The following is a 22,613-nucleotide window of genomic DNA, read 5'->3' as shown; positions in this document are numbered from 1 at the left end:
AAACCTGGGGTCTTAGCCAACTGGGTTGACCCCACAGCTTAGGCTGTGCCAATTAGTCGACAGGAGATCTAAAATGGCTGGAAATCGTTCCCGCAAGGCTGTTCGTCAGTCCCGTGCGCTCGGAATTGCTCTCACCCCAAAGGCTGAGAAGTACATGCAGCGCCGCCCATACCGTCCAGGTGAGCACGGTCGTGGCCGTGTCAAGGAATCCGATTACTCGGTTCGTTTGAAGGAAAAGCAGCGTCTGCGCGCTCAGTACGGCATTCGTGAAGCTCAGATGCGTAAGGTCTGGGAAGAAGCACGCCGCGCTGAAGGTATGTCCGGTGAGAACCTCATCGAACTTCTTGAAATGCGTCTCGATGCTCTTGTGCTTCGTGCAGGCTTTGCTCGCACCATTGCACAGGCACGTCAGGTTGTTGTTCACCGCCACATCTTGGTTGATGGCCAACTCGTTGACCGCCCATCCTTCCGCGTAAAGCCAGGACAGATTGTTCAGGTTAAGCCACGTTCACAGGCGTCGTCGCAGTTCATGGTAGCTGCTCAGGGACAGCATGCAGATGTTCTGCCACTCGTTCCTGACTACCTCAAGGTTGAACTTGAGAAGCTTCGCTTCGAACTGGTTCGCCGTCCAAAGCGTGCTGAAGTTCCAGTAACGTGTGACGTACAGATGGTCGTCGAGCACTACTCTCGATAAGATCTTCATAACAGCGCGCTACGGATTTGTCGTAGCGCGCTGTTTCATATCTATTTGCAAGATAAGGTTAGGTACATGGGACCGGTTACGCTTGGCCAGATTGCAGGAATAATCGCTGCACTTGGTTTTCTTGTACTTGTTTACTTTTCGATTCGCCCGCTTATTAAGCTGGGTGGAGTTTTAGATCGCCTTTCGGAATCGCTCAAAGAGCTCACCGAACACACTTTGCCTGCGATCGATGAAGCTGCCAAAACGGTTGCCGAGGCAAACAACCAGGTGAAGAAGCTGGACGCGATTACCGACGCCGCCGCTCGCACCTCCGAAGATATCTCGGCTATGACGACGCTCGTCACCTCAACGGTTGGCGCACCATTCCTTGCGGTTCGTCGCGGTGCGGAGAAGATGAAAGAAGCTTTCGGCAAGCCCGGTGAAGCGACTGCGAAGCCGAACAGGGATACCCAAAAGATGAGGGAACCGGTTCGCGAACCTGCTGATCAGGGAGAAAAACCACATAACGCGTCCGCATCGGGTTTCAACGAAACCGTAGCGCCGTCGTCGTACTAGAATTAGTCTCAGTTTGAGCTCAGAGCCTTTTAGAAAAATCGAGGAAATAAATGCGTAGTGCAGAAATTCGGAATCGCTGGTTGGAGTACTTCCGTAAAAACGACCACGAGATCGTAGACAGCGTTCCTTTGGTATCGCCAGACCCGTCGATTTTGTTCACAATCGCCGGAATGGTTCCATTCATTCCTTACATCGTGGGCACCGAACCTGCGCCATTCCCTCGAGCCGCCTCGGTCCAAAAGTGTATCCGTACCAACGACATCGACAACGTCGGCCGAACCACCCGCCACGGCACGTTCTTCCAGATGTGTGGAAACTTCTCTTTCGGCGACTACTTCAAAGAAGGCGCAATCGACCTCGCTTTCGGCCTTCTCACCTCATCAATCGTCGACGGCGGTTATGGTCTTGACGGCGATCGCCTGTGGGTCACGATCTGGGAAGAGGACCAGGTATCTTTCGATGCCCTCACTAAGAAGGTTGGACTCGATCCTAAGCACATCGTTAAGCTCAAGCGTGAAGAGATCTTCTGGTCTACTGGCCAGCCAGGTCCAGCAGGTCCATGCGCCGAAATCCACTACGACCGCGGTCCAGAATTCGGCCCTGAAGCCATAGGTGGAACCGTTGATCCAGGTGGCGATCGTTACCTGGAAATCTGGAACCTCGTATTCGACGAATTCTTACGCGGCGAAGGTGAAGGCAAGAACTTCCCACTGCTTGGCAATCTCGATCAGACCGCGATTGATACTGGCGCCGGTCTCGAACGCATTGCTTACCTGCTCCAAGGCAAGCAAAACATGTACGAAACCGACCAGGTTTTCCCAGTTATCGCTGCTACCGAGGAAATGACCGGCAAGAAGTACGGCGCCAATGAAGAAGACGACGTTCGCATGCGTATTATTGCCGATCACGTCCGTTCTTCGCTTATGTTGATTGGCGACGGTGTTCGTCCAGGTAACGATGGCCGCGGTTACGTTTTGCGCCGCCTTATCCGCCGGGCGGTTCGTTCGGTTCGTTTGCTCGGTGTTGATGAAGTTGCACTTCCACATCTCTTGCCTGCTTCGATGAACGCGATGAAGGAAAGTTACCCAGAGGTAGGGATCGACTTTGATCGTATTTCTCAGATTGCCTACGCAGAAGAAGATGCTTTCCGCCGCACGCTCAGCTCCGGAACTCAGATCTTTGACGTAGCAGTTGAGAAGGCTAAGAAGACGGGAACTGGGCTTCCAGGCGAAGCTGTCTTTACTCTCCACGATACTTACGGATTCCCGATCGATCTAACCCTTGAAATGGCTGCTGAAAAGGGCATTAATGTTGACGAGCAGGGTTTCCGCTCACTCATGCAAGAGCAGAAAGACCGTGCTCGCGCCGATGCCCAGGCTAAGAAGAGTGGTCACGTTGACGCGACTGTTTATCACGAAATCCAGGAGAAATCCGGTGGAGCAACCGAGTTCTTGGGCTACACCGACTCCGCTGCGGAAGGCCGCGTTCTTGGAATCTTGCTTGACGGTAAGCCAGTTGCTGCCGTCGAAGGACCTGCGGAAGTAGACGTCATCCTTGACCGCACGCCATTCTGGGCGGAACAAGGTGGCCAGCTCGCTGACCGCGGTGAAATCTCGATTGCCGGTGGCGGTTTAATGACCGTTGATGACGTTCAGATGCCGATCAAGGGTCTACACGTTCATCGAGGCACGCTGAACGAAGGCAAAATCGTCTTGGATGACGTCGTCTACTCACAGATCGACACCGACCGTCGTGGGCAGATTGCTCGTGCGCACACCGCAACTCACATGATTCACAAGGCGCTTCACGAACACCTTGGAGAACAGGCAACTCAGGCAGGTTCGGAGAACTCACCGTCTCGCCTGCGATTCGACTTCCGTCACGGTTCGCAAATCCCTGCGGATGTCATGGCCTCAATCGAAGCACGCGTTAATTCCCAGCTTCAGAACAACTTGGAAGTCACTGATCAGCAGATGAGCATCGACGAAGCTCGCGAATCGGGTGCTATGGCTTTGTTCGGTGAGAAATACGGCAAGGTTGTGCGCGTCGTTTCTGTTGGTGGAGACTGGTCGCGTGAGCTTTGTGCAGGTACGCACGTTGGTAGTTCAGGTGAGATTGGTTTGGTTTCAGTTCTTGGCGAATCCTCCATCGGTTCAGGGGTTCGTCGCATCGAAGCTTTGGTTGGCCGCGATGCATTCGCCACCGCAGCTAAGGAGCGTGCTTTGCTTTCCCAGCTCGGCACCCTCACCCACGTTCGTCCCGAAGAGCTTCCAGAGCACATCGATTCTCTTCTCAACAAGCTGAAGAATGCTGAAAAGCAGATCGCTCAGCTTCGTAAAGAGAAAATGAAGGCCTCCTATGCGTCGATCCTTGAGTCAATTGAGTCCATTGGCTCGACGAAGTTCGCAACCTATAACTTCGGTGAAGTTTCCTCGGCTGACGAAATCCGCAACGCTACCACCGATTTACGTAACCAACTCGCTCAATCCAGCGCAGTTGTTGCTCTCTTCGGCATCGTAAAAGATCGTCCAATGGTTGTTATCGCAACCACGGAGCAAGCGCGTGCAGCTGGAATCAAGGCTGGTGCCTTGGTCTCGGTAGCTGCCAAGATTCTTGGCGGTGGCGGTGGCGGAAAGGATGACCTCGCCCAGGGCGGTGGCGCCGATTCAGCTAAGATCAGTGAGGCAGTTACTGCTATCCAGGACCGATTGGCCAATTTGTGACGGAAAACGTTGTATATCCGCCCGTACGTCAGCTACGCCGAGGTGTTCGAGTCGCAGTTGACGTAGGCGGAGTGCGCGTAGGCGTAGCTAAAACCGATTCAAGTGGGATTTTGGCAACGCCGGTGGGCACCTTCCAGCGTGGAAAAAACGACTTAAGCGCCGTCGTCGATCTGGTCAAAGAGTCAGACACCCTTGAAGTCTATGTGGGCCTTCCCAAAAACATGGATGGAACCGAGGGGAAGACGGCGAAAGACGCACGTAAGTGGGCGCGCCGAATCTCGCGTATGGTTGCTCCGGTTGCTGTTCGTCTAATCGATGAACGACTAACAACGGTGAGCGCACACCGGCTCCTCCACGAAAGCGGCAGACGTGAAAATACACATAGAATTGTTGTTGATCAGGTCTCTGCAGTTATTATTTTGGAAAATGCATTGGAATTTGAGCGCAATACCGGCGGACTTCCCGGAATAGCTCTGAACGGAGAGTCTCATGACTGACTTCTTTAGCGGTCACGAAAGTGAAGCCGATAAGCGACGCCACCGAGCGGAGATCATGAAACGTCGTAACCGACGTCGAATCCGTACTGGTATTTCGCTCGCAATTGTGACCGGACTTGTGGTATTTGCTGGTGTAGTGGCGTGGCCATATGTTGCAAACGTATTTTCTAGCTCATCTCAAGAAGACTACTCGGGTCCGGGGGAGCAAGCCGTCGTCATCACCATTCCTAAGGGTGCCAGCGGTTCAGAGATTGCAAAGATCATGAAGGAAAAGGATATCATTGCCTCTGAATCCGCATTCGTAGAAGCGTTCAACAACAATCCGCGTTCGGGATCAATTCAGCCGGGAAGCTACTCTATTAAGAAGAAGATCTCTGGTGCAGATGCAGTAGCTGCACTGCTTGATCCCGCTTCGAAGGCAGAAATCAAGGTCACGATTCCTGAGGGCTTTACAATTAAGCAGACTAAGGATCGACTGTCCAATGTACTCAGCCTTGAGAAGGCTGAGGTCGAAAAAGCTATGGCAGACACCAATGCACTTGGTTTGCCACCCGAAGCTAAGGGAAATCTTGAAGGCTGGATTGCGCCACTAACCTACACCTTTGCTCCAGGAATCAATGCTCAAGATGCGCTCAAGCAAATGGTTGCCAAACGCGTAAAAGAACTTGAAGGCTCTGGAATTGCCAAAGACCAGTGGGAGCGCCAGATTATTATCGCCTCGATTATTCAGCGTGAGGTTAACTGGCCAGATTACTATGCGCAGGTTGCACGCGTTATTGAAAACCGTTTGAATGACCATACCCAGGTAAACGGATACCTCCAGATGGACTCAACCGTGATGTATGGAGTGGGCAAGACTTCGGGCATTCCAACGAATGCGGATATTCAGAATGATAATCCGTTCAATACATATAAGCATCCGGGTCTGCCAGCTGGTCCAATTTCGAATCCGTCAATCGCTGTTATCAAGGCAACGATCAACCCACCAAGTGGAAACTGGCTGTACTTCGTGACTGTTAACTTGGACAACGGTGATACGAAGTTTGCTGCAACTCTTGAAGAACATAACAAGAACGTTCAGGAATTCAGGCAGTGGTACTCCAAGAACAAAGGCTGATAGTGCCAAATCATGACTGAGCTGAAGAAAGCAGGCGTGGTTGGCTCTCCGATCAGCCACTCAATGTCACCTATTTTGCATCTAGCTGATGCCGAATACCTCGATTTTGGGCGATATGAGGTTGCCAAGGGTGGTCTTCGTGAATTTGTTGTTCAGTGCGATGATTCCTGGGCAGGCTTAGCTGTGACGATGCCTCTCAAGCAAGAGGCACTTGCCATGTGTGATATGGTTGATGGCCTTGCAAAAGCAGTAGGTTCTGTTAACTCAGTTGTTTTTCAACCGACAGGTACGACGACGATGCTTGTAGGTTTCAACACTGACGTGGCAGGTATCGTTCAAGCTGTTCGTGAAGCTGGCGGATCGACCCGAATCTACGAGCGTGTTGCAATTTTAGGCTCTGGAGCGACGGCGAGTTCAGCTTTAGCCGCTGGCATCCAACTCGGTGCTAAAGAAATCACAGTGTGCGCAAGGCGTCTCGGTGGTCCCGGTGTTTTTACGGCTGCACATTCGCTGAATATCGATATTTGCTCGGTATCGCTTGATCACGCTGCAACACACCTAATCAACTGTGATTTAGTTATATCTACTTTGCCTGCTCATGTAGCAGATTCACTGGCTCAAGAACTACGCGAAATAGACAGTTCAGTTTCATTTGTGCTTTTAGATGCAGCCTACGATCCTTATCCAAGCGCGCTCGTTTCTGTAGCACAGGAGCGAGGGGCAGTGATTGCTCCGGGGTGGCTAATGCTTCTCCACCAAGCGGTAGATCAGATCCGGCTCTTTACCGGGAAAACTCCAGATGTTGACAAGCTTCGGTTAGCTTTGTCAGCTGAATTAGCTTCGCGTGGAGTAACTGACGTTTACTGCGGCTAACCTCGTCTATGGTTCATATAGCTTGGTTCTTAATCAGCTAATGCTCTCTACACAGCCTGCGAGTGCTCGTAGTTATCCACAGTTACCAAACAAGTACGCATACTGCCTACCTCTGTGGATTCTTTATGTTGAGGCTAATCCAGATTCATAGTCTGGATTCATGAACACATTTCCCCTAAATGTCCAGGTAAGTCAAGTGCTATCGGTTAATACCATGGTTATAACCGGTTCTCTCGGATTTTGGTGTACCGTTCTAGGATCTTATCTCAATGGGGTTGGCATAGCACCATCTATTACCCTCGGTTTCTTCTTTATACCGCTGATAATTAACGCGCTTATAGATTTCAAAACACGTGAGCTTGTAGTGGCATTTTCCAATCTGGCCGGAGTTCTGGCAGTTATCCACCTGGTCATCCTTGCAAACCTAAATTCTATAAATTTTGTGACGTTGTTTGTTGATATAGGCGAAAGTATTGTGCTGATCTCGCTTCTCTATTTGCCCACGATATTCGTAAGCAGAGCTCGCAGTGATATGCCGGTGCTTGGCAGAGGCGACGTTCGCCTATTCTTCGTTAGCGCAATTGCACTTTCGGGCTATGGAACAAGCTTGATTCTTGTCTTTTACATAATCTGTTCTCTCGCTGTGCTCACTATTTTCGGGGTGCGTTCTGCGGTGAATCTTCTACTGCGAGGGCGGTCAGGTTTCGCACAGTCGTATCGGTTGGCTTTCGGACCGGTAATTATAGGATGCCTTTGGGTCCTATTAGTGGCGATTATTCCGAACTGGAGCAGCCTTTAGGATCTCTTTGAACATTCCTAAGCAGTGCATAGAGACGCCCTTTAAATCTCACGGAACGACTTGTTAAGAATCGAGGTGTATTACATGGCAGAATAATACTCATGATGCGTTGGAGTACTGCAGGTGAATCACATGGCCCGTCACTCGTTGCCCTCATTGAGGGTATCCCAGCAGGGGTGGAACTTACCTCGGCTGATATTGCTCACGCACTTTATCGTCGTCGTCAAGGATACGGACGCGGTAGCAGACAGAAGTTCGAACAGGACGCTCTACGAATACTTTCTGGCGTAAGACATGGAAAAACGCTCGGTTCTCCAATTGCTATTGAAATTGGAAACTCTGAATGGCCTAAGTGGAAAATCGTTATGAGCGCCGATCCTGTTAATTCGAAAGATTTGTTGATCGACGCTGGTACGGGTGATGAACGCGAAATCGCTCGCAATAAGAAGCTAACTCGTCCCCGCCCTGGTCATGCTGACCTTGTGGGTATGGAGAAATTTGGTTTTGACGATGCTCGAAACGTCTTGGAGCGAGCTTCCGCACGTGAAACTGCAGCGAGGGTTGCCCTCGGAAAGATAGCAAGTAATTATCTAGAGCAAGTTGCTGGGATTACTGTGGTCTCACACGTTGTGCAGATCGGAACAGTCAAGGCAGAAGATGGCGCTCGACGCCCAGGTCCAGACGATCAACGAAAAATCGATTCATCCGAAGTCCGCACCCTTAATCCTGACCTCGAACAACGGTATATTGACGAAATCGATGCTGCACATAGCGATGGAGACACCTTGGGAGGCGTCGTCGAAGTGATCGCCTATGGGGTACCGGCGGGAATCGGCACATACACAGTTGATGACCAACGCCTAGATGCAAAAATCGCAGGCGCGATGATGTCTATACAGTCGGTAAAAGGCATCGAAATTGGTGATGGCTTCGCATCTGCTGGTCGACGAGGAAGCCAAGCACACGACGAAATCATAATTAAAGACGGTGAACTATCGCGGCTGTCCAATCGTGCGGGAGGTATAGAAGGTGGAATGGCGAATGGTGAGCCTTTATTCGTACGTATTGCTTTGAAACCGATTTCGACGGTGCCACGTGCGCTTCGTACAGTAGACCTTGCCACCGGCGAACCGGCAACCGCACTACATCAGCGTTCAGACACCACAGCGGTGGTTCCGGCGGCAGTGATCGCCGAAGCAATGCTGTCACTCGTTTTAGCTCAAGCCGTGCATGAAAAGTTTGGTGGAGACTCTGTTGCCGAAACCAAACGAAATATCGAAGCTACATTGAACGCAAACGCAAAGATTAAGACAAATGCTAATGCGGAGGTGCGCAAATAGTGGCACCACGAGCTGTTTTGATTGGCATGCCCGGAGCAGGGAAGTCGACCGTTGGCCGGCTACTCGCTGAAAAACTCCACGTTCCATTCGCTGATTCTGACTTTTTGATTCGCCAGCAAACTCAACGTTCGATTGATACGATTTTTAAGGAAGACGGTGAAGCTGCGTTTCGCGAACTCGAAGCTCAAGTGATTGTCCAAGCTCTACGAGATTTTGATGGGATCCTTTCCCTTGGTGGTGGCGCGGTTCTAAGTGAGGCTGTTCGCGAGGCACTGACGGACGCAAGAGTTCTCCTGATAAACGCCTCAGACGAAGTACTTGTACAGCGAATAGTTAATTCGCGAACCGTGCGACCGCTGCTTCAACGAGAACCTGAGGAAACGATTAAGAGATTGCGTAAAGAACGAATGGGACTTTATGTAAGCTTGGCGAGCCATACTATTTTCTCCGATTCGAAGCCAGTTGCACACGTAGTTAACGATGCCTTCCGAACTGTAGTTGGAGCAGAAAGAACTGTTTCGGTAGGCGGATCCATCCCGTATAACGTCCACGTTGGTTCACATTTGTTGCCGCGCTTAATCAGTGAAGCAAGCAAATTCGAATCAGTTATGATTGTTTGCTCTCCCGACGTCCTGCATTTAGGAAATCGTCTCGATTCCACGTTGCGTGAATCGGGGGTGAAATCATGTTTGTTTGAAGTTCCTCGTGGCGAAGACGCTAAAGAATCTCACGTGCTTACTCAAGCGTGGGATTTTGCTGGTGAACATGGAATCGGTCGTGACGGCGTCGTCGTTGCAATAGGAGGGGGAGCGACGACGGATCTGGGTGGATTCGTTGCTGCCACCTGGCTACGGGGTATCGGTTTGATCCAGGTGCCAACCACTTTGCTGAGCATGGTTGATGCGGCGGTCGGAGGAAAAACCGGTATCAATACGAAGTTTGGGAAGAACCTTGTGGGAGCTTTTTATCCACCTAAGACCGTATTGTGCGATGTTGATTTGCTTTTGACTCTTCCTCATGAGGAATTGCTCTCTGGCTTTGGTGAAATCGTTAAATGTGGATTTATCTCTGATATGAGTATCCTTAACTCGATTGCCGAATATGGAACTGCGCTTGTAAGCGCGCAGCATCCGGCTTTGATCTCGATAATTGAGCGTGCAATTGCAGTTAAAGCGCGAGTTGTAAGTGAAGATCTACGAGAATCCGGTTTACGCGAAATCCTTAACTATGGACATACTTTGGCACATTCCATCGAACTAGCTGAAAACTACACGTATCGACACGGATTTGCGGTGTCAATCGGATGTGTATTCGCCGCCGCTTTGGCTGAAGCTGAGGGGATTGCAGAACCTGGATTTGCCGAACTGCATCAAAATGCTTTTGCTTCCATCGGCTTGCCTGTGAATTATCAGAATGCAGATCCACAGACTTTGCTTGCCTCTATGTATTCAGATAAAAAGGTTCGCGGTGGAAAACTCCGCTTCGTTGTGCTTTCTAATATCGCTCAACCACGTATTTTGGAAAATCCAAGTAAAGAAGCTCTGGACTACGCGTTCAAGATGGTCACGCAGTAAACATCGCAATTACGTCAATAATGAATTTTATTAGTTGAACCTAGCTTTGGCTATTAAGGTGGAGTGGTGATCGTCTTTATTATTGGTGCACCTGGCACTGGAAAAACATCCGTTGCAACTGAACTTCAGAATTCTGGTTGGACGGTTGCGGATCTTGACGATAATTTGTTGGCACAAGGTATCAGCCCAGCAGAATTCGTGCTGGAAGGTAAACACACAGAACTAGAAGCTAGCTATCATCAGCTGCTGACTTCCTTAATCGAAGACGTAAAACGTGAACCTGGAGAAAAATACGCCATTGTACTGCCTTCTAATTTCGTAGTTACGGAAGGATCTAGTGACTGTAATCCAAAGTTGCTTCAGACCTTGGCACGCATTCGGGATACGACGCCGATGTACGCCGTGGGCCTCGAAACAAACCTTTCCAAGCTCGTCCTCCGGAACGGATTAATAGGAAACCGCGGTGTAAATCCTGTGATGCCGCGAAAGAGCTTGCGCAACCTCTACGAGCGCTTCAGCGAGGCGGTTTCGCCACTGGTTAACTTGTCCTTAGATTCTTCAACGCAGAGCGCAGCGGAGCTTGCAAAAATTATCGACCAGGAATATAGATGCTAACGGTCACATGACCAAAACAACCCTTGGTGAAGTTGTTTAGAAGGCAGATTAATCGCCGTTGCGTTATTCGCCACTCATTTTGACTGGAATTTCCCACTTTTCGACGTGAAACAGTTATTCTAGTAAAGGAAATTTTTCGGCATGCGCTCCGGGCGCAGAAGAGTAAGGACTCACATGGCTACAACCAACGATCTCAAGAACGGTATGGTGCTCAAGATTGATAACCAGCTTTGGCAGGTTGTGGAGTTTCAGCACGTTAAGCCAGGTAAGGGCCCAGCTTTCGTGCGTACCAAGCTCAAGAATGTTCTTTCTGGAAAGAACGTAGACAAGACTTTCAACGCAGGCGTTAAGGTTGAAACCGCTACCGTTGACCGTCGCGATATGCAGTATCTCTACAATGACGGTACCGACTACATTTTCATGGATCTCGAATCCTACGAGCAGCTTCCAATCTCCGCTGAAGTTGTAGGCGAGGCAAAGAACTTTATGCTCGAGAACCAGAACGTTGTTGTTGCAACCAATGAAGGTGTTGTTCTGTTTATCGAACTTCCTTCTTCAGTTATTCTCGAAGTTACCCACACTGAGCCTGGCCTTCAGGGCGACCGTTCCAATGCTGGTACGAAGCCTGCAACTTTGGAAACCGGATACGAAATCCAGGTTCCTTTGTTCCTTGAAGAAGGTGTGAAGATTAAGGTTGATACCCGTAGCGGCGAGTACATTAACCGCGCTTAAGTTTGAGAACGGTTGACTCTAAGTGAACAAAAAGCATATTAATCCAAAGCGTAAAGGTCGTTCATTGCAGCGCCAGCGCGCTCTGGATGTTCTCTTCGAAGCAGACACGCGCGCAATTCCGGTTTCAGAATTAGGTCAGCTGCTTTCCGAGCGTAAAACCATCTCAACCGCTCAGCAGCCCATTGGTGAATACGGCATAAAACTGGTTGAAACCTATATTGAGTGGTCGGAGGAAGTTGATTCGATGATCGATGCAGCGTCACCTTCGTGGTCTCTTGACCGCATGAGTGGGGTTGATCGAAACCTATTGCGTCTCGGGTCCGTAGAAATTATGTTCCTCGACGTTGATGTTCCGGTTGTCGTGAAAGAGATTTCTTCCTTGGCGCGAGATCTTTCAACGGATAAAGCAGTCGGCTTTACGATGGGCGTTTTGAACCGAGTTTCGGAAATTCATAAACTTGAGCGTTCGGGTCTTGAGGGAAACAACACGGACAATTCGGGTGAAAATGCGTCGAGTTCGTCTGGAAAATCGGGAATTTTCTAAGAAATCGCAAGAAATTGCGGTAAAAACCATATCTCTGAACAGGGCTTGTGCAATAATAAAGGTGCACAAGCCCTGTTAGTACTCTGAGTGTCAGAAAAATTAGAGCGCGGTCAGGGCTCATCGCAAAGTACGATTCATAGCCGGACACTACGGTTTGATTCGGACCGACCATAATGTAATGCACTATCAAGGAGGTAGTGATGGCCCTTCCAACCCTTACTGCAGAGCAACGCAAGGCAGCACTAGAAAAGGCAGCTGTCGTTCGGCAGAAGCGTGCTGAGCTAAAGAAGAATTTGAAAGATGGCTCAGTAAAGCTTTCCGACGTTATTGATAAGGCGAAGTCTGACGACATCGCTGGAAAGCTCAAGGTTTCTGCTCTGCTTATGTCGATGCCAGGTATTGGCCAAGCGAAAGCTAAGGCAATCATGGATCAGATTGGTATTTCAGAATCCCGTCGCGTTGCGGGTCTAGGACCACACCAGGCAGAAGCTCTCATCGAACTTTTCAAATGATGTGATCTATCCTTAATAAGTCAAGCTCAGTTCCTATCCATCTGAGCTTGACTTATTTTTATCCCTAGGGAAAATGGAAAGCATGGGATTGAATGAAGGATCGGCATTTGTTGTTAGTGGCCCGACCGCGGTTGGTAAGGGGACAATACTAAAGAACGTGCTGAGTAAAACAGATAAGCTATGGTATTCAGTCTCGGCAACCACGCGTTCACCTCGGCCGGGGGAAGTAGACGGTAAAGATTATTTCTTTGTAAGCTCCGAAGAATTTGATTCGCTGGTTGAGAGTGGGGGAATGCTCGAGTGGGCAACGGTTCATCGTGTTCACCGCTATGGAACTCCACGCAAAGCAGTTGAAGAAGCAATGGCAGCCGGTAAAAAGGTGATACTTGAAGTCGATCTGGACGGAGCCCGTCAAATCCGTCACTCGATGCCAGAAGCGCTTCAGATCTTTATTGCGCCACCGTCGTGGGAAGAACTTAAGCACCGATTAGTTGGTCGTGCTACTGAAGGTAAAGAAGAGCAAGAGCGTCGACTTGAGACTGCGAAAACTGAACTTGCGGCGCAATCGGAGTTCGACGTCGTCATCATCAATGATTCAGTGGCCGATGCCACCGCTCAGATACTGCAAATTCTTGGTATTTCAGAGTAGTATAAGATCTTGCACGCTGTGTGCATGACTAGATTGTTTTGAGAGGTTTACATGTTCGGAACCAAGCCTAATCCCGAGGGAATCACCAAGCCGGCTATTGATGATTTGTTGAGCAAGGTGGATTCCAAGTACACCCTCGCGGTATTTGGTGCGCAGCGCGCCCGTCAGATCAACTCGTATCGTCAGGAAATGAAGTCTGGCGACGGAAATATCACGAATGTTGGTCCACTTGTTCCTTCAGCACCAGAAGACAAGCCACTTTCGCTTGCTCTCGAGGAAATTGCGGACGATAAGCTGAATCTGACCTACGGCGAATGATGAATAATGCTTCGCAGGCCTCTCATAATCAAATGGGGGGCCTGATCCATATTCAACCTCGGAAATCTGAAGCACGAAAGATCGTTGTTGGTGTGACCGGGGGAATCGCAGCCTATAAAGCGGCGACTTTGGTCCGGCTTTTTAAAAAAGCTGGTCATGATGTGCGAGTGGTACCAACCCACGCCGCTTTATCGATGGTTGGAGCAACCACTTTTGAAGCCCTAAGCGGTAATCCGGTGTTTGTAGACGTTACCGACGACGCGTTCGATGTAGTTCACGTCAATACCGGACAACAAGCAGATCTAGTTGTTATTGCACCGACTACGGCGCATACCATGGCAAAAATTGCCAATGGAATGGCGGATAATCTTCTCACTGCAACGGTTCTAGTTGCTACGTGCCCAATTGTTCTTGCACCTGCGATGCATACTGAGATGTGGAACAATCCAGCAACGCAGGTAAATGCTAGGCAACTAGAACGTCGCGGTTTCCATTTTGTTGGTCCGGTGCGCGGCGCACTCACCGGACCCGATACTGGAATAGGCCGGATGGCCGAACCGGAGGAAATTTTTGACTATTGTTGCCGGGTACTTGCTAATAACGATGAAGCATCGCGTGGCAAAAACCCATCTGAAAATAATGCACAAGCTGAGGATTCGCCAAGCTTGGCAGGGCGCACTGTACTTGTAACCGGTGGCGGAACACGAGAGCCGATCGATTCAGTTCGCTATATTTCTAACCGTTCCTCGGGGTCTATGGCGATCAATATTGCTAATAATGCGGCGTTAGCTGGTGCGAATGTAATTTTTATCAGTGCAAACATCGAACGTCATCGGCTTGAACAACTGAACAAATCGATATCTGTTCATGAAGTTGAAACCGCACGTGACCTCCAAACAAAGGTTAATCTTTTTGTTTCGGAAGCGGACGCCGTCGTCATGACCGCAGCCGTTAGCGATTACCGAGTTGAAACGCCGAGCGAAACAAAAATGAAACGTGAAAACGAGGAGATGTCTCTGAAACTTGTGGCTAATCCGGATATCTTGGCAGATATTGCGCACAATCGCCGTCGTACAGGACAAGTAATCGTGGGTTTTGCCGCTGAAACTGGGGACTCAACTACAAGCTATCTAGAATTTGGTAAGCGAAAAGCACAACGGAAAAATGCAGATCTCTTGGCGATCAACTTGGTTGGTCAGAACGTAGGCTTTGGGGACGTGGAAACTCGTTTGACCGTGGTCAATCGCCAGGGCGAAGTCCTCGGTGATTTCGAGGGATCCAAGGCTGCCGTGGCACGGGAATTAATCGTGGTCATTGCCTCATTAATGAATGGTCAATGAGCCAAAAACACCACGTAAAATGTAATAAGAAATTATCGAATCGAAAGAACAGAGACTACTGTGACGTATCAGCCGTTTACTTCTGAGTCCGTAACTGAGGGACACCCTGATAAGGTTTGTGACCGTATCTCAGATACTATTTTGGACGCGCTATTGGATCAAGATCCCCAAGCGCGAGTAGCTGTTGAGACGGCAGTGACTACCGGTTTAGTGCACGTCTTGGGTGAAGTGACTACGGACGCCTACGTTGAAATTCCGCAGCTGATTCGTGACACATTGCGCGATATTGGCTACACCTCATCGCGGATCGGTTTTGATGCCGATTCGTGTGGAATCTCGATTTCGATCGGCTCGCAGTCTCCAGATATTGCCGGTTCGGTTGATAACTCACTTGAAGTCCGTACCGCTCAGGAAACTGATCCATTAGATCGCCAGGGAGCCGGGGATCAGGGGCTTATGTTCGGCTACGCCTCGAATGAGACAGACGTATATATGCCGCTACCGATTCACCTTTCGCATCGTCTCGCTGAGCGTTTGGCTTTTGTACGTAAGAACGGAATCGTTGCCGGTTTACGTCCTGATGGCAAGACTCAAGTTACCGTTAATTACGACGACGCTGGCATTCCTTGTGGTGTAGACACCGTCGTCGTTTCTACCCAGCATGACGAAGATTTGAGTCAATCCGACCTTCATGATCTGTTGACTGAGCACGTCATCGCGCCAGTACTTCGTGCAGAATCACCTGAGCTTTTCGGAAGCGATACTCGAGTTCTTGTCAATCCATCTGGACGTTTCGTTGTAGGTGGACCAATGGGTGATGCAGGACTGACCGGTCGTAAGATCATCGTCGATACCTACGGTGGTCTTGCTCGTCACGGTGGGGGTGCTTTCTCTGGAAAAGATCCATCGAAGGTTGATCGCTCGGCCGCTTACGCGGCTCGCTGGGTTGCAAAAAACGTAGTTGCAGCAGGTCTGGCTGATCGTTGTGAACTTCAGGTTGCGTACGCAATCGGTCGTGCGCATCCAGTATCAGTTCGTCTAGAGACCTTCGGAACTGAACAAGCAGAGATTAGTGCAATCACTAACGCAGTCAATAAGGTTTTCGATCTTCGTCCAGCGGCGATTATTCGTGATCTTAACTTGCTTCGCCCAATTTATGCAGCTACATCTGCATATGGTCACTTCGGCCGCGAGCTTGATGAATTCGAGTGGGAGAAAACCAATCGAGTTTCCGATCTTTTGGCCGCATTCTAGAGCTAGATTTGGTGCAGGGTTTAAAACTCTGCACTAGGTTATACACGCTGGCTTCGGTTTTAGGTAGGAGCGGTGTGGTTGAATTGAGATATGAATAGAGATAGCTTCGATGCTTCAAATGAGCACTTGCTAGGGCTTTCTGATTTTGGTCATCAGGATGCCCTTATCTCTATTTCTCCTGAATCACATCTCTTCGAAAGTACTTTCGAAGATCCAATTGCGCAGGTCCTTCTTGATTTGCCGGTGTTCCATATGGACAGGATCTTTGAATATGAAATTCCGCAGCGTTTTTCCGATTTAGCGGTTGGCACACGCGTTGTTGTTGAGCTTGGGAATCGCAAAGTTGACGGATTCGTAATAGGGCGTACCAAATACACCTCGCATATGAATAGGCTCCGCCCTATAACAAAGGTGATTTCACCGATCCCCGTTCTTCAGCCGCAGGTTCTAGCAATGGCACGGAGGATTGCTGATTCCCACTTCGCTGTTTTGGCAGACGTATTGCGTCTAGCTATTCCACAGCGTCATGCACGTGCAGAAAAAGAATTTCTTGATCTCCCCGAATTTGATCATCCGTGCTGGCAACACCCAGAGATTCCTGATTTTTTCTCCGATTATGACGGTGCTCAGGCACTTTCGTTAATCGGTACGGATCGTATTGGAGGCGTTGTCCATGTGCTTCCGAAACATAGGGAATTTGATTTCTTGGCATTTGCCACGCAACAGGCGCTGGCATGTGGCAAGACTGCATTAATCGTGGTTTCGACTCCTAAACAGGCTTATGATCTCGCTAAACAGCTTTCAGAGCAGCTGGAAAATGAACCGATTGCGGTATCAACATCTCAAGATTCTCATGAGGTACGCTACAAACATTTCCTTGCTGCCCTGTTCGGAAAAACGAGGGTAGTAGTAGGTACACGTAGTGCGACGTGGACTCCACTCAAAGATCTGGGGCTTTGCGTGCTTATTGATGACCACCACGGTGCTTTCCAAGAAAAACGAACCCCCTATGTAAACGCCCGAGATATTCTCTACGATCGCTTCACAAATGAAGGTTCTTCGTTTTTGATTCTTAATCACGGACCGAGTCTCGAAGGGAGCTACTTGTTCCATGACGAACCTATCCAGATTTCCGCGTCTGTTAAAGCTCGCAGGCAGGGGACTCCGCAGATATTAGCTGCCAATAAGTTTGCATTCGAAGGTGCACAGTGGTCACGGATGCCAGATTCTGTTTTTAAAGTTGTTCGAGATGGCTTAGCACGCGGTCCAGTTTTAGTTGTGGTTCCTCAAGCAGGATATATCCCAATGGTTAAATGTGTGCGTTGCGGGGAAATCCCAGTGTGTACTGAGTGCGGTGGTCACCTTCATATTCCTGCACCTGATCAGCCACTGCGCTGTGAACGTTGCGCAAAAGAATACCGTGATTTTACTTGTTCTAACTGTGGTTTTACAAAGACTAAAGCTATAAAGATCGGTTCACATCGAACCGCACAAGAAATAGGTAGGGCGTTTCCGCGTACGTCGATTAACTTGATTGGTCCCGAGAACTTTGACAGGGAGATCTCAGATAAACCAAAAATCGTTATTTGCACCCCGGGCTACGAACCCCGCACTAAAAATGGATTTACTACAGCAGTTGTTCTAGATGCAGGATATTTGCTGAGGTCGCATCACTTAGAGTCGGAGTCATATTTCTTACGCACAATGGCAAAAATAGCGTCACGGGTTCGCACGCGCAACAACGATGGCAAATTGCTTATCGTTGGTGATGTAGCGGAGCCTTTGCTTGATGCTGTAGGTCGCTGGGATTTTGAAACTTGGGAGCAACAAACTCTCGAAGAACGCCATCAATTACAGCTCCCTCCTCAACATGCTTGGATTGACGTGCGTGGTAGCTGGGAGGAACTGCGAGTATTTTTATCCTTGCTTCGCCTAGCAAGGAAACGCTTCGAAGCTACTAATAATTCCAATTCAAAGTCAAAGGACATAAACGATTTAGTTCCGCTCGATTCTTTGCTTCTTGGCGGAATAACCAGTATCATTCCTGGAATCGCGGTGTTGGGCCCTAATCATGTTGACTCAGGTAATGATCAAATCTATCTGAGGATGCAAGGTGGAGACACCGAAGAAACCTTCGAAACGATTCGAGCGGTGTTGAAGGAAGGATCTATTAATGGAAGTGTGCGTGGTCTACGTATCAGCATTAATCCCGAGCTGTGATTCTTCGGATCTTTAGTAAAAGCTAGTGTGTGTTCTAAGCACAATATTTGAAAATGGAAGAAAGACCGTTGGGATTCAACGTTCTTTGTTAAGACGAAAGAAAGAAATAGACTGAGACCGTGCGTATTATATTTGCCGGAACACCCGAAACTGCTGTTCCATCCTTAAAGAAGCTTAACGACGAACACTCCATCGTTGCTGTGCTAACTCGTGCACCGGCCAAAGTTGGGAGAAAACAGGAATTACGTAATTCTCCAGTACACGAAATGGCACTTGAACTCGGTCTTCCGGTGCTCACGCCGTCATCTCTCAAAGGGCCAGAGATCGAAGCTGTGATTACTGAACTCGCACCGGAAGCGATCGCCGTCGTTGCCTACGGTCTATTGATTCCAAAAAATCTACTTGACGTTCCAACCCATGGCTGGTTCAACCTACACTTTTCTCTTCTACCTAGGTGGCGTGGCGCATCGCCGGTTCAGGCTGCACTTGCGGCGGGAGATGAGGTAACCGGAACTTCCGTATTCCGAATCGAAGCGGGCCTTGATACCGGTCCAATTGCATCGATGCTAGAAGAAAAGATCCCTGACGACGCAGATGCTGAAGCTATGCTCAAGCATCTGTCGCATACGGGTGCCCAGCAGCTTACAGACGTATTTGAGACTATGTCCGAAGGCAAACTTGTACTTACGGAGCAAGAAGGAGAGTCTACCTATGCGGGACTACTTAGAGCGCGTGATGGGGAAATTAACTGGCTCAAGGATGCTACTGCAATCAGAAACCAAATCCGAGGCTTGAACCCAGAACCGGGAACCTGGTCTACACTTCATGGTCAGCGCATTAAGATTCGTGGAGCTCGAATCGACGGCACAGCACTCGAACCTGGGCAGATACTTCTGGGTAAGAAAGTGTTGGTAGGAACGGGTTCTCAGTCGATCGAACTAGATATGGTTGCGCCAGCCGGGAAACGATGGATGGAAGCATCTGCTTGGGCACGCGGACTTAAGGGAGATGCACTTATCTTTGACATCAAGAACGAAGATGAAGGATCAGATCAATGAGTAACTCTCAACCGACTAACTGGAGACCGGGCAGAAGTTCTTCAGATCCTGCGCGCGAAGTCGTCTTCGAAACACTTCTAGCTGTATTAGAAAATGATGCTTATGCAAACCTCGAACTGCCTAAAGCTATTAGGCGTGCTCGGCTAAATAAACAAGATGCCGCATATGCAACGAATCTTTGCTACGGAACACTCCGTTTGCAAGGACGATGGGATGCCATTATCGCTGAAGGTACTGCTGGCCGTGACTTAGCTTCGATTGATCTACCGGTATTAATCCTGTTACGGATGGGTGCACACCAACTTTTAGAGCTTCAAACTCCGCCTCATGCAGCTATTTACGAAACCGTGAAGCTGGCAAGGAATATTCTTGGTTCAGGTGCGTCAGGCTTCGTCAATGCCGTTCTTCGCCGAGTTTCTGAACGTAGCTTGGCTCAATGGCAACGCATCTTAAAAGAACGTAGCGCTAACGGTTCATCTTTGAGTTTTATCTCTACCTGGTATTCTCACCCTGAATGGATCGTCAGAGTTCTTGCAAGGTCGCTTCTTGAGAACGGTCGTTCGAAAAAGGATATTCTCAGTGTTCTGAAGTCGGACAACACTCCTGCTGATGTAGCGCTCGTTGCTCGCGAAATTACGATCGATGATCTTCAAGCTGATATTAAACGCGGAAAAATGCACAGTGAGCGCGGAAAACTCGTAGATTCCGCCGTCTTACTCAGTGGAGGCGACCCGCATCGAGTATTCGCGGTACAGGATCTTAAAGCTGGAGTTCAAGATGAAGGTTCACAATTGGTAGCGCGCACACTAGCTATGGCTCCACTCGATGGTCCAGATAAACTTTGGCTAGATATGTGTGCTGGTCCAGGTGGAAAAACTGCGACCTTGGCGGCTATCGCTGCGCAGCGTGGAGCGCGAATCCATGCCAACGAACCTCACGAACATCGCCTTGATTTAGTCACCGAAGCGGTTGCACCGTGGGATGATATCGTTGATCTCAGGCTCGGAGATGGTCGTGAAGTAGGAGATTTAGAACCGGAATCGTATGACAGAATCCTTGTGGACGCGCCATGCACGGGAATCGGAGCACTACGGCGTCGACCTGAGGCTCGTTGGAGAAAATCTGCTGGCGACGCCGTAGACCTAACCAAACTCCAAGGCGAGTTGTTGGAGTCTAGTTGGAAGGCCCTTCGCATAGGTGGGGTAGTAGCGTATTCGACCTGTTCACCGCATTTATCCGAAACCCACGAAATCATTGATGCATTCCTAGGTGAACACGCAGATGCTGAGCTTCTCGATACGCCAGCAATTGCCGAAAAAGAAGCGTTGATAGGTGACCTCGGAACAAATGGACACCTGCAACTATGGCCAGATTTGCATTACTCGGATGCTATGTACATGGCGCTTCTTAGAAAGATAGGATAGACAAGTGGAAATGCGAATTAGCCCTTCGATTTTGAATTGTGACTTCTCTGATCTGAGAGGAGAATTGGACAAAATCAAGAATGCCGACTGGGCGCATGTTGACGTGATGGATAACCATTTCGTTCCGAATTTATCCCTCGGTTTGCCAGTTGTTGAATCCATTTCGAGAGTTTCTCCGATTCCGATCGACTGCCATCTTATGATCGAAAATCCCGATGTATGGGCACCCCAGTACGTTGATGCCGGTGCGAAATCAGTAACCTTCCACGCTGAAGCTGTAACAGCACCACTTCGCCTTGCTCGTGAGCTTCGTGCTCAGGGCGCACGCGCAGGAATAGCATTACGCCCTGCTACTCCAATTGAACCGCTTATTGACATCCTAGATGAATTCGACATGATTTTGATTATGACCGTTGAACCTGGATTTGGCGGGCAAAAGTTCATCAGCTCGATGATGAATAAGCTACGTAAAACCCGTGAAGCTGTAAATAAATCTGGACTCGATGTATGGATCCAAGTAGATGGCGGTATTTCGCGCGATACTATCGCACTGGCCGCTGAATCAGGCGCTGATACCTTCGTAGCAGGATCGGCTGTTTACAAGTCTGACGATGCTTTTGCCGAGGTAGAGACGTTACGTTCGCTCGCGCAGGCTCACCATCACGTGTGATCTTGGCTCCAAATAGTTGAAGGATTGCGAGTTTCTTAGTCTCAATTTTTTCGTATCGCTCCATGTTGTGGTATTAATTGTTTTGTACAGAAGTGCTCCAGGGTCAGTGAAAGTCTGAACCGGCGGTGATAGTCCGCGACCCGTATTCCGATTTCGGTTTACGGTTGAAAAGGTGAAATTCCTTTACCGACGGTTAAAGTCCGGATGGGAGGCGCACGATTCGGCGAAGAAATTCGCTTTTTTGTGGTCCATTCCTGGCGCTCTATGGAAAATTGAGAAACAGGAAATGATTAATGCCGGATCGGAAGTGGCTTGGACCAACAATCCTTGGTCTTGTGTTGCTCTTACTCTGGGGTGCGGTAACTACTGGTGGAATTATTGGACCATATGCTTTGCCTACTCCACAGTCAGTAGTGGGTAACCTGGCGGGTGGTCTTAGCGACGGATACTTGCTGGCATCGCTTTGGCAAACCGTAGTTGAAGCAGCATGGGGCTGTATCCTCGCTGCTCTCATCGGTATTCCACTCGGGTTCACAATCGCCCATTTTTCTACTCTCAGTTCCACCATTGAGCCCTATTTGGCGATGTCTCAAGCGATTCCCGCAGTAGCAATTGCGCCACTGCTTGTTATGTGGATTGGCTACGGAACAGCACCGATCGTCACTTTGTGCGCGATTATGGTTATTTTCCCCGTCATCATTAACACCGCTGTAGGTATCAGGTCGCTCGATCGAGATATCGTCGACGCCGCAAAACTTGATGGTAGTCACGGTTGGTCGTTAATTACCAAGATCGAACTCCCACTTGCTGCGCCAAATATCCTGGCAGGTCTTCGTACCGGCTTCACGCTCGCAATGACAGGTGCAGTCGTGGGGGAGATGGTTATTGGTGGAAACCTAGGTTTAGGCATTGAACTGGTTACAGCTCAACACTTGAACGATACTCCGGCAATGTTCGCCACGATCGCACTCCTTTCCATTGTGGCAGTAGTCGTATATTTAACCCTTTTAGCTGTAGAAACAAGGATAGTCCGCGCTGTTTCGGACCGTCGTAGCTGATCGCAGTTATCCTCGTTATGCTATAGCTCAACTTGATA

At 49.3% G+C, this 22,613-nt stretch carries 21 protein-coding genes and 1 riboswitch; all 21 genes read left to right on the top strand.

Annotated features, from left to right (window positions below; genetic code table 11):
- Window positions 1-73: 73 nt before the first annotated feature.
- Window positions 74-694 (top strand): 30S ribosomal protein S4, encoded by a 621-nt coding sequence (gene rpsD, locus EIH22_RS05755; protein WP_124054863.1) that lies wholly within the window; start codon window positions 74-76, stop codon window positions 692-694.
- A gap of 75 nt (window positions 695-769) precedes the next feature.
- A complete protein-coding gene (locus EIH22_RS05750; RefSeq protein WP_124054862.1) occupies window positions 770-1,258 on the top strand; it encodes a DUF948 domain-containing protein in 489 nt (162 codons plus the stop codon).
- A gap of 50 nt (window positions 1,259-1,308) precedes the next feature.
- On the top strand, window positions 1,309-3,981 hold the full coding sequence (alaS, locus tag EIH22_RS05745) for an alanine--tRNA ligase (RefSeq protein WP_124054861.1): 2,673 nt from the start codon (window positions 1,309-1,311) through the stop codon (window positions 3,979-3,981).
- Window positions 3,978-4,478 carry a Holliday junction resolvase RuvX gene (gene ruvX / locus EIH22_RS05740; RefSeq protein WP_124054860.1) on the top strand — a complete coding sequence of 167 codons (501 nt, stop codon included), beginning with the start codon at window positions 3,978-3,980 and terminating at the stop codon, window positions 4,476-4,478. The genes alaS and ruvX overlap by 4 nt, the downstream gene beginning before the upstream one ends.
- Window positions 4,471-5,595: an endolytic transglycosylase MltG gene (gene mltG / locus EIH22_RS05735; protein ID WP_124054859.1), complete on the top strand. Its 1,125-nt coding sequence runs from the start codon at window positions 4,471-4,473 to the stop codon at window positions 5,593-5,595. The genes ruvX and mltG overlap by 8 nt, the downstream gene beginning before the upstream one ends.
- Window positions 5,596-5,607: 12 nt before the next feature.
- Complete coding sequence (locus EIH22_RS05730) at window positions 5,608-6,468, top strand: shikimate dehydrogenase family protein (protein WP_124054858.1); 861 nt, start codon at window positions 5,608-5,610, stop codon at window positions 6,466-6,468.
- Window positions 6,469-7,368: 900 nt separating this feature from the next.
- A complete protein-coding gene (gene aroC / locus EIH22_RS05725) occupies window positions 7,369-8,607 on the top strand; it encodes a chorismate synthase (RefSeq protein WP_124054857.1) in 1,239 nt (412 codons plus the stop codon).
- Window positions 8,607-10,181 carry a 3-dehydroquinate synthase gene (gene aroB, locus EIH22_RS05720; RefSeq protein ID WP_124054856.1) on the top strand — a complete coding sequence of 525 codons (1,575 nt, stop codon included), beginning with the start codon at window positions 8,607-8,609 and terminating at the stop codon, window positions 10,179-10,181. Before aroC ends, aroB begins: the two co-directional genes overlap by 1 nt.
- Window positions 10,182-10,247: 66 nt before the next feature.
- The gene (locus tag EIH22_RS05715) at window positions 10,248-10,796 is read left to right on the top strand and encodes a nucleoside/nucleotide kinase family protein (RefSeq protein ID WP_124054855.1); all 549 of its coding nucleotides are present in this window, start codon (window positions 10,248-10,250) and stop codon (window positions 10,794-10,796) included.
- 174 nt (window positions 10,797-10,970) lie between these two features.
- Window positions 10,971-11,528 carry an elongation factor P gene (gene efp, locus EIH22_RS05710; RefSeq protein WP_124054854.1) on the top strand — a complete coding sequence of 186 codons (558 nt, stop codon included), beginning with the start codon at window positions 10,971-10,973 and terminating at the stop codon, window positions 11,526-11,528.
- Window positions 11,529-11,550: 22 nt separating this feature from the next.
- Window positions 11,551-12,072 (top strand): transcription antitermination protein NusB, encoded by a 522-nt coding sequence (locus tag EIH22_RS05705; RefSeq protein ID WP_124054853.1) that lies wholly within the window; start codon window positions 11,551-11,553, stop codon window positions 12,070-12,072.
- Window positions 12,073-12,272: 200 nt separating this feature from the next.
- Window positions 12,273-12,584, top strand: coding sequence for an integration host factor, actinobacterial type (gene mihF / locus EIH22_RS05700; RefSeq protein ID WP_124054852.1), 312 nt, complete (start codon window positions 12,273-12,275; stop codon window positions 12,582-12,584).
- A gap of 82 nt (window positions 12,585-12,666) precedes the next feature.
- Complete coding sequence (gmk, locus tag EIH22_RS05695; RefSeq protein ID WP_407640828.1) at window positions 12,667-13,233, top strand: guanylate kinase; 567 nt, start codon at window positions 12,667-12,669, stop codon at window positions 13,231-13,233.
- 51 nt (window positions 13,234-13,284) lie between these two features.
- Complete coding sequence (gene rpoZ / locus EIH22_RS05690) at window positions 13,285-13,551, top strand: DNA-directed RNA polymerase subunit omega (RefSeq protein ID WP_124054850.1); 267 nt, start codon at window positions 13,285-13,287, stop codon at window positions 13,549-13,551.
- 32 nt (window positions 13,552-13,583) lie between these two features.
- Window positions 13,584-14,891, top strand: a complete 1,308-nt coding sequence (gene coaBC / locus EIH22_RS05685; protein ID WP_124054849.1) for a bifunctional phosphopantothenoylcysteine decarboxylase/phosphopantothenate--cysteine ligase CoaBC — start codon at window positions 13,584-13,586, stop codon at window positions 14,889-14,891.
- A gap of 60 nt (window positions 14,892-14,951) precedes the next feature.
- Window positions 14,952-16,145 carry a methionine adenosyltransferase gene (metK, locus tag EIH22_RS05680; RefSeq protein WP_124054848.1) on the top strand — a complete coding sequence of 398 codons (1,194 nt, stop codon included), beginning with the start codon at window positions 14,952-14,954 and terminating at the stop codon, window positions 16,143-16,145.
- Window positions 16,146-16,235: 90 nt separating this feature from the next.
- Window positions 16,236-18,365 (top strand): primosomal protein N' family DNA-binding protein, encoded by a 2,130-nt coding sequence (locus EIH22_RS05675; protein WP_124054847.1) that lies wholly within the window; start codon window positions 16,236-16,238, stop codon window positions 18,363-18,365.
- Between the two features lie 119 nt (window positions 18,366-18,484).
- A complete protein-coding gene (gene fmt / locus EIH22_RS05670; protein WP_124054846.1) occupies window positions 18,485-19,423 on the top strand; it encodes a methionyl-tRNA formyltransferase in 939 nt (312 codons plus the stop codon).
- Window positions 19,420-20,847, top strand: coding sequence for a transcription antitermination factor NusB (locus EIH22_RS05665; RefSeq protein ID WP_124054845.1), 1,428 nt, complete (start codon window positions 19,420-19,422; stop codon window positions 20,845-20,847). The genes fmt and EIH22_RS05665 overlap by 4 nt, the downstream gene beginning before the upstream one ends.
- A 4-nt stretch (window positions 20,848-20,851) precedes the next feature.
- A complete protein-coding gene (rpe, locus tag EIH22_RS05660) occupies window positions 20,852-21,517 on the top strand; it encodes a ribulose-phosphate 3-epimerase (RefSeq protein WP_124054844.1) in 666 nt (221 codons plus the stop codon).
- A gap of 89 nt (window positions 21,518-21,606) precedes the next feature.
- Window positions 21,607-21,737, top strand: a riboswitch (FMN riboswitch).
- A gap of 73 nt (window positions 21,738-21,810) precedes the next feature.
- On the top strand, window positions 21,811-22,575 hold the full coding sequence (locus EIH22_RS05655) for an ABC transporter permease (RefSeq protein WP_124054843.1): 765 nt from the start codon (window positions 21,811-21,813) through the stop codon (window positions 22,573-22,575).
- Window positions 22,576-22,613 lie beyond the last annotated feature (38 nt).

This window comes from Arcanobacterium ihumii (assembly GCF_900604515.1).
GTDB lineage: Bacteria > Actinomycetota > Actinomycetes > Actinomycetales > Actinomycetaceae > Arcanobacterium_A > Arcanobacterium_A ihumii.
Note: the sequence above shows the minus strand (reverse complement) of the source record. Positions and strands in the feature narration are given on the sequence as shown.

Coding starts and splice junctions, on each gene's coding strand:
- gmk (WP_407640828.1), top strand. CDS start 12,667: ATGGGATTGAATGAAGGATCGGCATTTGTTGTTAGTGGCCCGACCGCG.
- EIH22_RS05675 (WP_124054847.1), top strand. CDS start 16,236: ATGAATAGAGATAGCTTCGATGCTTCAAATGAGCACTTGCTAGGGCTT.
- mihF (WP_124054852.1), top strand. CDS start 12,273: ATGGCCCTTCCAACCCTTACTGCAGAGCAACGCAAGGCAGCACTAGAA.
- EIH22_RS05730 (WP_124054858.1), top strand. CDS start 5,608: ATGACTGAGCTGAAGAAAGCAGGCGTGGTTGGCTCTCCGATCAGCCAC.
- rpsD (WP_124054863.1), top strand. CDS start 74: ATGGCTGGAAATCGTTCCCGCAAGGCTGTTCGTCAGTCCCGTGCGCTC.
- rpoZ (WP_124054850.1), top strand. CDS start 13,285: ATGTTCGGAACCAAGCCTAATCCCGAGGGAATCACCAAGCCGGCTATT.
- EIH22_RS05665 (WP_124054845.1), top strand. CDS start 19,420: ATGAGTAACTCTCAACCGACTAACTGGAGACCGGGCAGAAGTTCTTCA.
- alaS (WP_124054861.1), top strand. CDS start 1,309: ATGCGTAGTGCAGAAATTCGGAATCGCTGGTTGGAGTACTTCCGTAAA.
- EIH22_RS05655 (WP_124054843.1), top strand. CDS start 21,811: ATGCCGGATCGGAAGTGGCTTGGACCAACAATCCTTGGTCTTGTGTTG.
- mltG (WP_124054859.1), top strand. CDS start 4,471: ATGACTGACTTCTTTAGCGGTCACGAAAGTGAAGCCGATAAGCGACGC.
- aroC (WP_124054857.1), top strand. CDS start 7,369: ATGATGCGTTGGAGTACTGCAGGTGAATCACATGGCCCGTCACTCGTT.
- EIH22_RS05750 (WP_124054862.1), top strand. CDS start 770: ATGGGACCGGTTACGCTTGGCCAGATTGCAGGAATAATCGCTGCACTT.
- efp (WP_124054854.1), top strand. CDS start 10,971: ATGGCTACAACCAACGATCTCAAGAACGGTATGGTGCTCAAGATTGAT.
- coaBC (WP_124054849.1), top strand. CDS start 13,584: ATGGGGGGCCTGATCCATATTCAACCTCGGAAATCTGAAGCACGAAAG.